Origin of the sequence: Paenibacillus polysaccharolyticus, assembly GCF_023714295.1 — a bacterium.
In the GTDB taxonomy this organism is placed as follows: Bacteria; Bacillota; Bacilli; order Paenibacillales; family Paenibacillaceae; genus Paenibacillus; species Paenibacillus polysaccharolyticus_A.
On the sequence record NZ_JAMAUN010000002.1, the window covers coordinates 43,259 to 58,256 of the forward strand.

Annotated in this window: 10 protein-coding genes; all 10 read right to left on the minus strand. The window is 47.4% G+C overall.

What is annotated here, in order from left to right; genetic code table 11:
* Position 1: 1 nt before the first annotated feature.
* Positions 2-475 carry a hypothetical protein gene (locus M3629_RS08970; protein WP_251504876.1) on the minus strand — a complete coding sequence of 158 codons (474 nt, stop codon included), beginning with the start codon at positions 473-475 and terminating at the stop codon, positions 2-4.
* A gap of 175 nt (positions 476-650) precedes the next feature.
* On the minus strand, positions 651-1,883 hold the full coding sequence (locus tag M3629_RS08975) for a hypothetical protein (protein WP_251504877.1): 1,233 nt from the start codon (positions 1,881-1,883) through the stop codon (positions 651-653).
* A gap of 103 nt (positions 1,884-1,986) precedes the next feature.
* A complete protein-coding gene (locus tag M3629_RS08980; protein ID WP_251504880.1) occupies positions 1,987-2,826 on the minus strand; it encodes a hypothetical protein in 840 nt (279 codons plus the stop codon).
* 13 nt (positions 2,827-2,839) lie between these two features.
* Positions 2,840-3,922 carry a cell adhesion protein gene (locus M3629_RS08985; RefSeq protein WP_251504883.1) on the minus strand — a complete coding sequence of 361 codons (1,083 nt, stop codon included), beginning with the start codon at positions 3,920-3,922 and terminating at the stop codon, positions 2,840-2,842.
* A 10-nt stretch (positions 3,923-3,932) separates the two neighbouring features.
* A complete protein-coding gene (locus M3629_RS08990; RefSeq protein WP_251504886.1) occupies positions 3,933-8,045 on the minus strand; it encodes a hypothetical protein in 4,113 nt (1,370 codons plus the stop codon).
* A 26-nt stretch (positions 8,046-8,071) separates the two neighbouring features.
* Entirely contained in the window at positions 8,072-9,892 is a 1,821-nt protein-coding gene (locus tag M3629_RS08995) for a DUF2460 domain-containing protein (protein WP_251504889.1), read from the minus strand.
* A gap of 87 nt (positions 9,893-9,979) precedes the next feature.
* The gene (locus M3629_RS09000; protein WP_251504892.1) at positions 9,980-11,458 is read right to left on the minus strand and encodes a hypothetical protein; all 1,479 of its coding nucleotides are present in this window, start codon (positions 11,456-11,458) and stop codon (positions 9,980-9,982) included.
* A gap of 48 nt (positions 11,459-11,506) precedes the next feature.
* Positions 11,507-14,167, minus strand: a complete 2,661-nt coding sequence (locus tag M3629_RS09005) for a PKD domain-containing protein (protein ID WP_251504895.1) — start codon at positions 14,165-14,167, stop codon at positions 11,507-11,509.
* 15 nt (positions 14,168-14,182) lie between these two features.
* A complete protein-coding gene (locus M3629_RS09010) occupies positions 14,183-14,569 on the minus strand; it encodes a Low copy number virion structural protein (RefSeq protein ID WP_251504897.1) in 387 nt (128 codons plus the stop codon).
* Positions 14,570-14,572: 3 nt separating this feature from the next.
* Positions 14,573-14,989 (minus strand): hypothetical protein, encoded by a 417-nt coding sequence (locus M3629_RS09015; RefSeq protein ID WP_251504899.1) that lies wholly within the window; start codon positions 14,987-14,989, stop codon positions 14,573-14,575.
* Between the last annotated feature and the right edge of the window lie 9 nt (positions 14,990-14,998).

Genomic DNA, 14,998 nt, shown 5'->3' on the forward strand with positions numbered 1-14,998 from the left:
ATTACACGTACTGGTAGGAAACACGAGTCAGGAATGTTACCAAACCTGCTGTAGCCGTTGGCGGGACGTTGGCACGAAGCGTAACTTTTGAAAAGTTAGCTGTCGTATTGGCAGTAGCGACGTTACCATCATTAGCTGCCCCTTTGATTGTCTTCGCGGCAGTATCCGACTTGGTTGCACGAATATCTTTTGTAACTGTGCCGCCGACAGCCGTAAACGCGGTTTCGGACAGAGAGTCAACTTTAACCTCAATCCAAGTGTTGGTAACAAGTTCGCCTGTATTACCGCCCGAACTATCCTTAGTTGTAAGTGTGCAGTTCTGCATATCGGAGACTGCTGTCGAACCGCCACGGTTATTCCAAATCAGTACCGTAAAGGTAGTGGACAACGAACCTGCGTCAACCGTACCGATATCCCATTGCGTTACTTGTGAAGAGTTATCGGATGTATACCAAGAAACTATTGGTGCTGGCATTGTATTTCCTCCCTATATTGCTTATTTCTCGACTTCGTTCTTGTCAAGCTATAAACAATATAAGGTGGGCAGGTGGAACCTTAACAATTGCTGTGTAGATTTCCACTTTTATATTAGGCGTTTTATAGTCAAATATCGCTGCAAATAAAAAGACCCCGATTAAGGGGTCTAACGACTAGAGAATTTTTTTGTACTTAACAAACACGACATCAGGGATTCCGTCGGTAACCTTCAACGTTTCAGGTGCGAAGTCCACACCACGGACTGCTCCGTTACCGTCTACAAGGTAATCGAAGTTGATGCCAGGTGCTTGCACTTGACCGTTAATGAATAAAAGGACAGTCTTAGGTTTAGCCAGACCGTTTACGAAGACATACTCCGTCTCGCCACCCGCCGCTTCAAACACTTCCTCTTGATCCTCAGTTTCAAGCTTCACCAAGCGGTCTTTCTGAGATTTAAACTCAGCATCAACGACAGTCTCAAGGTTAACGATACGCCCCTCAGCAGTGCCGAAGTCTCCTGCTTTAAAGTAACCATTAGCCGAGTCAGCGTCACGGTCAGCAATACCAGCAGTCAGTGTATCAACGTCAACCAAACGCTGTGCAAGGTCAGCCAGGACAGCCTGCACATTAACACCATCGTAGTTAGGATCAACGACCACACCGACAAGGCTTGCTCCTTTAGTAGCCGCTGTGGATACCAAGTCGTTACGGATAGCTGTATCAGCATCAGTACGTGCCTGAATCTCGTTAGCAATTTGTTGCACAATGTTAGTAGTAAGGTTAGCATTACCATCATTGTCCAGAGTTCCAGATCCGCCGTAAATATCCTTCATCAACTGCTTAAGGTTCATGTAGGCCTTAGCGTCAACAGCATCAGCTACGAGACCTGCCCCGCCGCTAACAATAGCGTCAACAGGGATTACAGACAAGTTAGTACGAGTAATGTACTTGTAGTCAATGGTTACAGCATCCACGAACGTGTAAGGAGCTTCTGCTCCTGCAACCTCACTGAAGAAGTCGAGGTAGAACTCTCCTCCATCCTCACGGACTTTTGCGTAAACTCGATCGCCGTCTTCATCAATGAACGGGAAGTCTTGCGACCCATTCTTACGTATTTCGAGTTCTTTACCGACAACAGTTCCTTCGCTGTTGGAATCTGCTGCTACGACAGTGTTCAGAATGTCCGACGTAATTGTGATGGAGCTCAGACCCGCACCAACTGCAATCGCGTTCTTTTGAACAAATACGTCGATTTTGGTATCTTCAAGGGATTCACGGTGAGCGTGGAAATCAATATCCAAGTACTTCTCATTAATTTTGTTGGCAACATCGAAGTGGTTGTTACGCATCAACTTGTTGTTCAACTGCTCGCCACGGAATCTAGCAATACCTCTAGTTCCTGCCATATCCTTCACCTCTCTTATTATCATTTTGCGGTGTCTTCCTTACCGCAGATACATTATAAGCAAGAGATCTAATATTTTACCTTGTCGGTGGTAGACTGAGGTACTACCTCAGCCGAATCACTAGTTCTATAGTGACACCTTCAATGCCTTCGCCCCGTTCGACCACGTTAACACGGAAGTGGTCATCCTTGTTAATTCGAGGAACGGATACAGTATAAGGCCTACTTGACGTTCGACTAGAACGCTCATCCCCATCCACCACAAGGTTGGTATGGAAGATCGTTTCCCACACAGGGGTTGCGCTGTCGTAGCTTTCCTGAGAACACTTTTCAATCTGGAATGCCGTGTCTGCTATCCCTTCACGTGATGTAGAAGCATACACCTCAGTGATATCTCCCTCATACGGGAATCTCATGACCAGCTTGGCTATGCCATCGAATACCCGACTCAGAACAAAAACCATGGTCTTTGATTCTGCCCGCTGCTCAATAGAGTCGAGACGCTCGTCAAGGCTATTGAAGGGACTTTGTCCGTCCTTGTATTGCCTAGCCTTATGTACCTCTTTTTCCAGAGCCAAGAACCTGAGACCATCAATGTTGTCATTTCCTTGGCGATATTCAGATTTCCAAGTCCTAATAAGGATTTCGTCGCCAACCTGTAGCTGTACTGTCTGCCCAGCATACGGCGTGTCTCCTTGATACTTGCCCAGATCCAGACGGAGAGTTGTCGAGTCAATCTCTTCGTAACCGCCGCCTTCCAGCAAGTGTGCGCCGTTAAAGTAAACATCCAACTGCTTTGTACCCATCCGGTATTCATGGTCAAGGTGAAGAAACAGCCCGCGCTCTAACGTAAGGTACTGTTCGTCTACAATGATTTCCTGTTCTTCCCAATACTGAAACTCCCCACCACCGTAGCGCCGAAGGGTCATCTTAGTTCCTGCCATTCACTTCACCTCCTTACGTATGGTTAATGTCCAGAATAAAGTGCAGAGGTTTAATCTGGAAACGGTCTTCCATCTTCTCGACTTTCATCCAGAACTTTCGTTCCCCAAGAGGTGGCAAATTGTCCATGTCCAGAAGCTTTGAGAAATCCCCTGTCGGCATATCTGCTCCGTCATCATGGCAAATATCTGCCCACTCGTACCCAAACGTCTCCATATACTTTAGGATGCCAAGGGATATATTCTGTGCAGGCTTCTCCTTGGATGGGTTCTGTAGTACCATCTGAACAAGAATCTGATTGTCGTACATAGTTCCAAGATACGTATCGTTCTCCTTGTTAAGTTCCTTACCATTCCAGACGACCTTCAGTTCTGTACCGAACAGGTAAATGTCGCCACCGTAGATATCGAAAGCACCAAGGCTGGACAGGAGCGTCCCTTGCGTATCATAGACTCTAATAATGCCGTTGTACGGGACAGTGGGTAGTTCAATCTCGCACCCCGTCCAATTGGGTTCGACTACAGCCGAAGCCACCGAATTACCATCAGGGTCACAAAGGTAAACGGAGTACCCCATTGGTAGATTACCTACTGTAATCTTGTCACTCTTGCAGACTACGACTCTATCGAGGTTCAGGGTATCGAAGTTCGTCTCTTCACGGTTCTTTAGAATGACTCCCATCTTCTCAGCTACCATAGGAGCGGTGTCGAATATCTCCCACCCACTACCGCGGTCTGCATAGAACGTCCACTTATTCCCTTTTTTTAGTGCCCGCCATTTGCTGTATTCTCTGGTGGTCGTGTCCATACTCTCAAGAAACTCCAAGCGGTGGTATCCATCCTGCCAGATGATAATACCGCCCTCATCGAGAAGTTCCGTGGGTACATAGTCCGCTGTCACTTCCATTAAAACGGTCTGCTCTTCAGGAACATCAAACATGATAGAAGTGTCGTTGTCCGTATGCGGCATAATGACCTGACCCAAAGTATTGTCGATTGAAATAGCATCACTAGGTGAAAGGGTATAGCGGGAATGAATACTCCCGCTATCGAACCTATCATCGAAGATTAGGCCACTCGACTTTTTATAGATTCCCAATTATTATCACCTACCTTGTTTTCTTCCAGTTCCAGATACTCCACGAAGCTATTTTACCGAGAATGAGCCAGATGCGAGGTTTTTTCGGTTCTTCCGGAGTCTTCAGGATACCGCCCTCCGGTCTTTCAACCGTCGTCTCTATTTCACGTTTAGGTCGTGTTGCGTCTTCCGCTTTATTAATATCGACTTCAATGACACGCTTAGGTCTGTCGGCTTCTTCTGACATCTCAATGCCTACCTCTACAGCCCTGGTTGGCCTAGTAGCGTCTTCCGGTTCAGCGATGAGTGTTTCGATAGGTTCGCGGTTATTCACAGATTCAGTGTCGGCATGAATATCGGTTACAAGCTGTTTCCTCTTCCGTGTGGCAGAATCGAGTTCATCAATGACCGATTCGTTTTGATACGAACTGTAGTCGGCGAGTTCTTCTTCCTGAATATCTGCGTTTATCACCTTGCCGCTCGTAGCTTGCTCAGATCTATGGACGATGGCTTCAGCATTAGTTGTTAACGTTGCTGTCTCCCTTTCAGAGATCGTTCCGACTTTACTGCTATCATCAAGATAAGCCGACTCCCCCCCTGAAATAACGCCTTCTGTAGAGCCGTCAAAGTAATCTGCGGATTCTAACCCGAGAACGACAGCTTCCTCTGAAGTAAAGTATGTTGCTCCTTCAATCTCAGACAGTACTGCATCAGCAGACTTGTTCTGCGTTGCTCTTTCCAGCTTAGTCTCAGCCATTGTGTACTCTCCGTCATCGTAGGTTGCTGATTCCAGTTCGTGTACAACGGACTCTCTTGCCACATCGCTCTGCCAAGCGCCTTCCATTTTATGAAGGATAGATGGAGAGTTTACGTCACTGATTCGAGCGCCTTCGATTTCAAGTGTGACGGCTTCGTTGTCCGTCCCTAGTTCTGCCGACTCAATGCCGAACAATATCCCTTCTCTGCCTGTATCATTGAATGCGGTCTCCGGGTTATGTTCATAACCTACGTGCTTCGCATCTGACTGCTCTGCTGTCACCGTCTCCTGCATGACACCTTCAGCACTCGTTACGTGGTCAGCGGTTTCCAAACTTTCCATCACCCCGTCATACTCCATGCCCACCGAACCGGTCTCAATACCTGCGATCACGCCTTCAGCGGTTGGATCGGATAGTGCATTTTCAAGAAGATGCACTACACTGTCCTTGGTAATGTCGGTCGCTGCTGTAGTCAGCGGATCCGGTCTCGCCCCTTCTCCCCATGCGGTCTGCTCTGCTGTCACCGTCTCCTGCATGACACCTGTAGCACTCGTTACACGGTCAGCTTTTTCCAGACTTTCCAACACTCCGTCATATTCCATGCTTGCCGAACCGGTCTCTATACCTGCGATCACGCCTTCAGCGGTTGGATCGGATAGTGCATTTTCAAGAAGATGCACTACACTGTCCTTAGTAATGTCGGTCTCTGCGGCAGTGAGCAGATCCGGTCTCGAGCCTTCTCCCAATGCGGTCTGCTCTACCGATTCCATTGTCTGTATGACACCGATATGTTTGTTAGCTTCGGAGATCGCCCGACTGATCTCAGCCACGTCTGCTGTCCGGTGGAAGTCGAATAAAGATGCCCCTGACATTTGCTCCGGTACCGTTCCTTCCGGTTCATTGATGTACCGTCCTGTAGAATGATCCTCTACAGTAAGTTCTGCCCCTTTATTATGTTCCGCCTGTATTTGATCCTGATTATTGGCCACAACCGTCACACCTGCTCCCGCTTGTTTCAACCTTTCAATCACAGCCTGTGTGATGGAAGGAAAGTCGGCACGAGTGAAGCCTTGACTAAGGCTGTCTTGGATGATGTTATTCATACCAGCTTCAATTAAATCTACAGCTTTTGAGCCATACATAATCTCCATGAGACGCACAGTCTTAAGAATTTCAGGAGATTCTGCAATCACACCTTGTATTTGCTCGAACGTAACCAATGTTTGGACTTCTGCCTGAGTACGCTCCGTGACTTCTGCGTTCGTCATCTCTTCTAATTCTGCGTCCGTCAGATCACTGACATGGTCTGCGCTCATGAATCTATCTACCAGCGGGTCGCCTCCCACATAAATCTCAGCGTTGGTCACGAGTTGGATATCACTACTGTTACTCATAAGAAGATCGGCATGTGTTGCTTTTCCCAAGTCAGTGGCGTACGTCTGATTGACTACCGCCTGTGGAGAGAACTCTAGTCTACCTTCGGCTTCAGAGTCCATAGAAGCTCTTGTGATGCTCTCATTTCCCCATGTGTCCGAAGTGTATTCTGCCGAGTCAAGGCGATTTTCATCACCGTTTGCGATGCTCGTTACGCTTGTAAAGAAGGTGATTGCAACGTTCTTATCGAAGTAGCGTGATTGCTCTAATCCATCTGTTCTTGCATCGTAGTCCATTTCTACCCTGCCACTCTCCAAAGTTGAGATGACCCCGCCTTCCTGCCGAGTTTCACCACCACTTATCCGGTCAATAGTTAGTAACGAATCTGAATGGCTGTCAGTTACTTCAATGGTCTCAAGCTGCCCGTCCTGTCTTGTCTCATACGTAAGGAACTCCTGAAGATTTGCTTTTACCCTTTTGTCTACGGTCTGCGTGGTTTCGATTCTAGCATCCTTTACATGCTTCGTAGCTTGACTGGACAACTCCATGCTGTAAACGCCCTTACGGGGTGTCGATTCGCTATATATGCCAAGGTGTGCAGGATCATGAACCAACGTTTCGTAGGCAATGCTCTCATATAAAGTAGAATCGTATACGGTCTCGCCTAGAGTGAACATCTCATCAATATCCCCGTTATAGATGGGTTGAATGAGGTCGCCTAACATCGTATCCTCCTGGCTAGCTAGCATGACCGTATCTGTCTGCAAGAACTCTTGCACATCAACATTCTGGTAAGTATAAACTTGCGTAAAAGTCTGGAGATGAGTATCCTTGCTTACGTCAACCATGATAAATTCACTCGGTATCGTCGGTTCATGGTAAAGCGTTTCTGCTACAATGCTCTCGTTTACGTCTGCATCCCCGCCTCCGTATGTATCTGTCAACGTAGTCAGCGTCAGCTCTGCTTCGTCCTGCTTCTCCGCATAAATATATGCTACGTCTTTTGCATCCAAAGCCATGTCGGATATTGCCGTCTCTGTCCATGCTAGAAATGCATCTTCCGTAACTTCCAGCCACCGTGATTCTTCAATTTTTTCGAAAGTTCCCGCTTGCCTTGTATCAGCCAATTCGAACCCTTTTAGGGAAGAATCACTGGCACTAATCTCAGTAAGTTCGTAACCGAGCTCCTTACCTTCGCTCACAATGATTGCATACTCCAACGGATGGGATTCTCCGTCTGCTCTGTACATCCCAACGTCTGCGGACACGAAACGGGAAGCTTCTCCTATCATCGTGATGTTAGGGTCATGGCTAGCGGTATTTAGCATAACAATCTCACCATTCAAGATGGTTCTGACAATGTTCGATAAAACCGCCCGACCTTCTTCGGCATTAAGTCGAACCCCATTCTCAGCCGTGTCGAAACCTGATATTTGAGCGTCCGCTGATATCCTTAAAGTATTGGACTCTAAGGCATGGATAGCACTCTGCTTGTTCGATAGGGAAATGGAAAACCTCTTCCCTTCTGCGACGTAAACCTTAACATCGTAAAGGTCGCCGGAAACCATTTCTTCAAGATGTGCCAAATGGTTTGTGCGGCTGCCTTTGCTCCCCCCCGTACCTTCAGCATCAAACAGCTGTTCGAGCCTACGTACGTTCTGTTGTTCTTCAGTTGTTACGTCCGGGATTGTTTCGCCGTTAAAATACTTATGGATGCCCGACAGGTACGATACAATAGAAGCAACCACAGTCTCCGCCTCAAAGCCGTCATACTGAGTGACGTACCCGGCACTCCCTAGCCGCCCGAATAATCCGGTAGCCGAGTGAGGTACTTTATTTGTGCTCTTCATGGTATCTTCAATCAGTGTTCGATAGGTACTGTTAACGGGAGCGGTCAGGTGATATTGATTGTTAGCATTGATAATCTGTTCAAACCCAATTGTCAGTTCATAGCCCTTTCTAGAAAAAAGGGCGGTGAAGCTGATCAGGTAAGATTTCTTACCGTTCATCATTCACCGCCAACCTCCCTTGCTATTTATTACGAGTTCTTTTTCAACGTTTCTTTCAGGATGCCGAGACCGATTGGAGCAAACGGTGACATGTTAGCCAGCGTGAACGGGCTGACAGGTGTGTCTGCTAACGTGTAGCGGTATAGCTGCTTGTACTCATAAGTAGCAAGGACTTCCGATTCAGCCGCAGGTGCTTTTCCTTCAAGGAAGTTAATTGTCTTCGTCTCGATATCAACCGTATAGTCTGTGCCGAGTACTTGGTCTACGCAATCCACCTGAACTTCCAACGCAAACGGAGTTCCGTCATCCTTCAGTGAAGGTGAGTGCGCCATATGGAATACTTTGTTAAAGCCATTACCCTTGCCTACTTCCTCATGGTCGGATGTCTCCACAACCTCAAGTTCATCGAGTTGGGAAATGTTCTTAGGGTGTACGGCATAACATTCGTCCAGCTTACCTACAAAACCATCATTCGGGTGAACAATGTACATCGGGGAGATGTGATACTTACCGCTATAAACCGATGGATTAAATCGGGACTCACCTGCATCAACGTTCTTATCGTGCGTTATGAAAGCGAGATAATGCTGTTGGTAGTATGTACCTCCGATGGATTGCTGAAGCTGTACCCCGCGGTTTCCGTTGGATGTGTTGTTACCGTAGTCGACGTAAATTGCACCCAACTTCATGTCTTTCTTCCATACAACTTCGTCTGCTTCCCGACAACCGGAGATCATGACGTTGTTTTTACGAGGTGACTTACCAAGAGTTGTTAGCCGCCCGATGTACAACGGAGCGAAGTAAGTATTCTCAGCGCCTGGAGTAGGGTCTGGACGGAAGAACATAACGATTCGGTCTTTCGTCACATTCCCCCAATAGTACATCGTACTATCCCGTTGCCATCCTCTATCAAAGTTTTGCAATGGAGTGAATGACAATGCCGTTGGTAGAGATGGGTAGATGTAATAAATGGAAGAGTAAACAGCATTCATTAGATCATTCGGTTTATCGGGGTCAAAGTTTTTGACTCTGATATCACCGTAATTCAGCGTTTCGTTTCCAGTGGCATTCAGAATTCTGATGTAGGAGGCGTGTAATTCTGCGCCTGCGTCTGGTGCTTTGCCAACGAACGTCACACTATTATTAGTATAGTCAACCGTGTACAACGTTGAATCCTGTTCTACCTGATTCACATAAATCCTTACAGTGTCCGCTTTAATCGTTGCCACCGTTGGGATTTGGAACAACTTACGCGTTCCATCACCATCCGGTAGAATGGATTCAGGGTCACCAACTACTACAGAACCGCTAACGCCTTGTACGATTCGTTCGCCCCGCACATCATCGAATGTGAAGAAGTACATACGCTTCACTGGCTGAGGTGCGATTGGAGATGGGGAGTAGTTCGCTGTAATCGCGTCAGTAGACAAAGGTGCGGACGTGAATGTGATGATACCGTTCGTTTCATCAAGAACGTAGTCTGTCGAAGAAACAGCGTTACCGTTCTTATAGACGATGACAGAATCTTTGAGTACAGGGAACACTTGGAAGTGGAACTTCGTGTTTAATGTCTCGTTTACAATCAACGCACCAAGTACGGAGTTCTGAGAAATAAACTCTTGCTCGCCCAAGGTTGGATTGCTTTTCTTGCCGTATCCGTATACCATGCCGAAGTTCCGCATTTGGTTGTCCGAGCCGAGAGACCGGAACAAGCGGACATCTGCGAACTTCTGACCGTCTTGAGATACGGAGCGGTACTTTATAAATGTATCCCATCCCTTGGAGTTAAACAGTGCTTCAAGGTCTTTAGGGAACAGCTGAATCGTGGAATCTCCATCAAACCAACTCACAATAAATCACCTCTCGTTTGGAATTACCCCGCCGTTTTAACCAACTAAATGGATTTATTTAATAGGATTAACGACAGGGTTATATTGTTATGGGGTTGTAGGCTGTGTCGGTGCAGGTGTCGGAGTGACCTCCACACCTTCATCATCTACAGTATTTAAATACAATCCAATACCCGCTGGACGGTACTGAGTTCCCGGCTTACTTGTCAGTGGGGATACACCCTCAACCAAGAAGTAACGGAATACATCGAATTCATCTGGGCAGTGCTCCTTCTTCACTCGCAGTTTGTTTGCGTTAAAGGAAAGCGCCGATAATGCGATGGTGTCTTTCAGTGCTCCCCTCACCCCTTCTTCTGGATGAACCACGTACAACTTGGAAGTGTGAACCTTACCGCTATATCGGGAAGGATTAAAGGAATACTTATAAAGAGGATTCTCAGCGTTGTTCCAAGCCCGCGGGTAGTCTCGCTTGCCGTCCTGCGAAGTACGCATCGGAGGGATGGCATTGGCTGGAGCGTTCCAGGACAGGTAGTACGCCTGATACCGAGCACCGAGTTTACCACGGCTGACCATAACGTTATCCAATCCGTTCGCAGGATTCTTAGGGTAGGATTTCATCAGCGGCATGATGTTCGGTTGTCTCTTCGTCGTATCATCGAAGTCGTACTCAGCAATCGCAGTCAGCCCTGCTGAACCGGTCTGTGTCACGATCGGTACACTACCTGCGAACATGGCGTAGGCATCATCACCTTCTTCAATGGCGTCCAGCTTACCGAAGTAGAGAGGAATGATTGGAACAAGGTTTCCTTCCGGTGCAGGTACGTTGTCACATTGGATGATGAAGAACAAGCTATCTCCGTTCAAGTGGCCTTTAATGGAGATTTCCGAGTCAGCCCACCAGTTGGTATTTTGGATCGCATAGTTGATACTGTCGTCGTGGTAGTTTTCCAAAAGGTTGGTACGAAGACCAGCTTGCATAATCGGAGACTGCATCCGATTACCTTCAGCTTTAGATACAGTGAAAGTAGCCGTCGAGCCTGAACCTACCCAACCTGCCGATTCTACTTCGATATCCAAAGCTGCCCTTTTCAGGTCGCCTGTGTTAATCCAAGGCAGTGTTACATCAGAGTAGTTAGGCATAAGTCCCGCCAAATTCTCGACCATGTAGAAGTACAGAGTCTGAGGAGAACGATACTTACGGAACTCGTTTGTAGCCCATTCCGAGAACACAGCAAGTGTTGCAGGAGCCGGAGCTTTAGAATCAGGTGACTTGTTTAGCTTCCGGAGTTGACCAAGGTTTTGATTCCATGTACCAAGAACAGCAACGCCAAACATCTTGCCCGTCGTGTTCTTGTAAATGAAGTGCTCCGCCACGTAGATTGGAATGTCGACCGTATCTGGACCGGTGTACGTGCTTCGCATGATACCTGCATCAAAAACCACCTTCTTAAAGTTAGCGACTGTTTCCCAGCCCTGAGTAGCAAGTAGATCTCCTAACCTAGGTTGAATATCCTGTTCCGTTACTTTCGGGGTAAACGATGCAGGAGTTGTGTCGATAAATGGCATTTAAATAGCACCCCTTTGCTTATTAGCTTTATATGGCAAGCCCTGCTGTTACACAGGGCAGTTTACCAAGTATTCCCAAGATGAACCCGACCCTGAACTGGAGGACATAACCACCTTTATTTGTGTTACGCCGCCAACAGGACTGTACTGGAATTGGAGCGAACCTCCGTTAGATACTTCCCTGTTGGTGCTGGCAAGCAACTGGTTCTGATAGTAAACATCCATACGGTCAGCTACCCCATACATGTCGTAGGTGATAACGACCCGTCCAGATGAATTGCCCATCTCATGCAGTTTCTCCGTATAAGCCCCGCCTCCAGAATCATTCAGCCTACCGCACTGCAATGTATTAGCCGGTGGCGGTGGGGGCGGTGGAGGCGGCACGTATTTGGCAGTTACCGTTATGGTTGCCATAGCCGTTGCCTGCTGACCTACCTCATTCCACACGGTAAGCTTGACCGAATACGTGCCGACATTGTTGAACGTAAACGTTGCATTATCGACTGTATACAATCCCTTTTTTACATCACTCGCCACTTCCCACTTGTAATTCGTAATCGGGGAATGCTTGCTGTACAGCGATGTGAACCTGATTCCCGTGTCCTGTTCTATGCTTGAGTAAGCAGGGTCGATGGACAGAATCAGAGCAGGAGGTTCAGGCGGTGCAGGAGGAATCTCAGGGAGAGTGTACCCCGCCTTCAGGATGCCGAGAGCGGCAGGTCTGTATGGCGTTGCAGGTCTCTTTGTCAGTGGGGAGATTCCTTCGACCAAATAGTAAGAGTACACCTCATACCTGTTTTCGTCGTCACAGTAATCTCTCACTGCCTTTAACTCGTCACCATTCATTATAGTTAAGGGAGAGGTTAAAATAACATTTCGCAGTGTTCCGAACGTACCATCTTCAGGATGAACCAGAAGTGCACGGGAAGAGTGGGCTTTCCCGCTGTATCTTGACGGGCTAAACTGGTACTTGTATTGCTCGTTTATGTAATCTTTCCAAGCCCTTGGGTGCTTATGGTTGTCAGCATTTTCTCTTAGCGGTGGCATAGAATTAGAAGGCACATTCCAAGACAGGTAATGCGCCTGATACCTTGCACCGAACTTATTTCGCTTCACCATAATGGAGTCAATACCGTTACTTGGGAAGTGCGGATACTCCTTCATAACAGGAAGCAAAATCTCTTGCTTGATGCTGGCATCGTCATAATCGAACTTACCAGACTGCTTGAGAGCGGCTTCTGCGGTAGCTCCGTCCTTATTGTATGCCGTCCCTGAGAATAAGGCAGACGGTGCGCCTTCAGCGTTTCGATTGGTCTCGATATGGATCTCAAGGAACATCCGGCCGGATACCGGCGTATAACCACTCACTCCATCTCCACTCACTGCTTCAATGGTCACAGAGGACATACCCTCGATTCCCGTGATATCGAACTGCCCCATCAATTCAGCATCTTTCCTGTTACTTGTCGGCTCTACCGCCCCGATCGTATTGAACTTTCCAATCTCCTGTCCTGCAATGGTCAGCGTGACAGCTTCGTCAGGCATGTCGCCGTCCGTGTCACCCATTAGCCATACCTTTACATACGAACCTGCATTGACCATCGGCTTACCTGAGATAATTGTGGAAGTCTTCGTTTGCTTCCGGTAGAAGTCGAACGTGATATCCCGATTGATAACCTCTTCTGTCAAACCGTTCACATCGAAGTCTCCCATGTAAAGAGGAATCGCAGGTACGGCGTTGTCATCCCACACCGGAGCAGTGTCCGCAACGATAATCAGCATGAGCGATTTTCCGTCCACGAACCCTTTGACGAACACCTTACTGTCGTCCCACCAGTTCGTAAATTTCACGTCAGCGAAGGCAATCTTCTCTGTATGCTCAAGCTGAGGGATTCTTGTACGGGACGTGACTATTGGTGATTGGTACATCTGAGGGAAGGAATCAGTAATTCGTGACTGAAGCGCGTTCGTATTGTTGTCGAGACCCCACATGCTTGTCTGCACCTCAACATCCAAAGCCACCCGTTTCAGTTCATTGACGTTCTCCCACCCAACCAACATCTTCCCATTTCCAATCCACTTCTCAAGCTGGTAGAAGTATAACGTATGCCTCTCAAAGAGGGCATCTTCATTAGCTTTTTGAATTGCCCAAGAAAATACGCCACTGTCCTGCGGTGTCAACTGAGTCCCGTAATCGGCATTCTTGTCATAGATTGCGAATGGTACTTTACAGCCCGTCCGTCCAATCTGCTCATTAATGTGAGCCAGCATCGCCATGCCGAACAAGTTTCCTGATATGTTTCTGACTACGATGTGCTTGGTCACATAGAAGTCGAAGATGTCCGCTGAGCCGACCGTACTGTAGTAAATCGCTACCTGACCGGATACCCCTGCTTCAAAGGTAATCGTGGTGGTTTCGTCCGTGTTCTTGACCGCCGTGTAATAGGATGTTGGAGCAATCTCTCCATCAAGGTAGATGTAGTAATCATCGTTCAGTACCTTAGGCAAATCTATTACAGGGTTAGCGAGCGGAAGGTAGAAACGCTTGATCGTTGGTTTGGTCAACTTGTTGGAGTAGGCTACCTTACTAAACTCTGCTACCTTTGTCCAACCATTAGTAGTCATGATTCCAGCAAGCCCTTCTAGCAAAAACTCTTCGTTGATGGTCGTGTCGAGCCACGGCGTTGGCTGGTATGACGTATCTGCCATTTCATCACCTCCTTTCTATTTGAGAGTTTGGTAGTTTGCCCATACCACTTTAGGCTTGCCGCCCTCATTGAAGAACTCAAAGTGAAATTGCGTTCCCTGCTTACACGGGATAATCGCCGTCAGGTACATTCCCTCCGGTAAATCCTTCGTGTAAATGTTTTTGCATACCAGCCGTTCCCCTACGTACAAGTTCCAATAGTCCCTTGCTTCATAGTTGGATACGCCGACTGCAACGGAAAGCAACTCACAATCTTCTTGAATGGTCAGCTTGTGTTCGATCTTGCCCGCCAGTTGGGACTCGATCATAATCCCTTCAATGTACGGGTTCGTTTTGGTAGGCATAAAAGGAGGGTCGAGTCTACCGCCTACCAAATAACTTGCAAAATTTGCTCCGCTAGACATTCGCTACACCGCCTTAATATATTCGAGTTCCAGATTCTTAAATAATCCGTTCTCTCTGATAATAGTCGCTCTAACCGTACTGAAAGATGCGATATCCGTTTCCTCTTCTAATTCCTCATTGACTAAGGAAGGATATGTAATCTCTATCAGAAAACCTTCCACGATCAAATTCTCATCCCGTTCAAGGGTCAGAACTTCGATTACACCATTATCGTATGTGTATACCACAGAGGTTACGAGAGCAGAATAATCTGCCAATTCTCTGCGGGCTTCCACGTTAATTACATTCGGTTCTACAAGTGCGTCCATGACAGTTAAATCATCGCCGCCAGTGTATAGACCAGACTTCTTCATCTCCCTACGGATTAAATCCAGTATGGGATAGATTTCATTCGCGTTTACAAAGTTTCTAGTGTCCATAGCATACAC

Coding starts and splice junctions, on each gene's coding strand:
- M3629_RS08975 (WP_251504877.1), bottom strand. CDS start 1,883: ATGGCAGGAACTAGAGGTATTGCTAGATTCCGTGGCGAGCAGTTGAAC.
- M3629_RS09010 (WP_251504897.1), bottom strand. CDS start 14,569: ATGTCTAGCGGAGCAAATTTTGCAAGTTATTTGGTAGGCGGTAGACTC.
- M3629_RS09015 (WP_251504899.1), bottom strand. CDS start 14,989: ATGGACACTAGAAACTTTGTAAACGCGAATGAAATCTATCCCATACTG.
- M3629_RS08980 (WP_251504880.1), bottom strand. CDS start 2,826: ATGGCAGGAACTAAGATGACCCTTCGGCGCTACGGTGGTGGGGAGTTT.
- M3629_RS08990 (WP_251504886.1), bottom strand. CDS start 8,045: ATGATGAACGGTAAGAAATCTTACCTGATCAGCTTCACCGCCCTTTTT.
- M3629_RS09005 (WP_251504895.1), bottom strand. CDS start 14,167: ATGGCAGATACGTCATACCAGCCAACGCCGTGGCTCGACACGACCATC.
- M3629_RS09000 (WP_251504892.1), bottom strand. CDS start 11,458: ATGCCATTTATCGACACAACTCCTGCATCGTTTACCCCGAAAGTAACG.
- M3629_RS08970 (WP_251504876.1), bottom strand. CDS start 475: ATGCCAGCACCAATAGTTTCTTGGTATACATCCGATAACTCTTCACAA.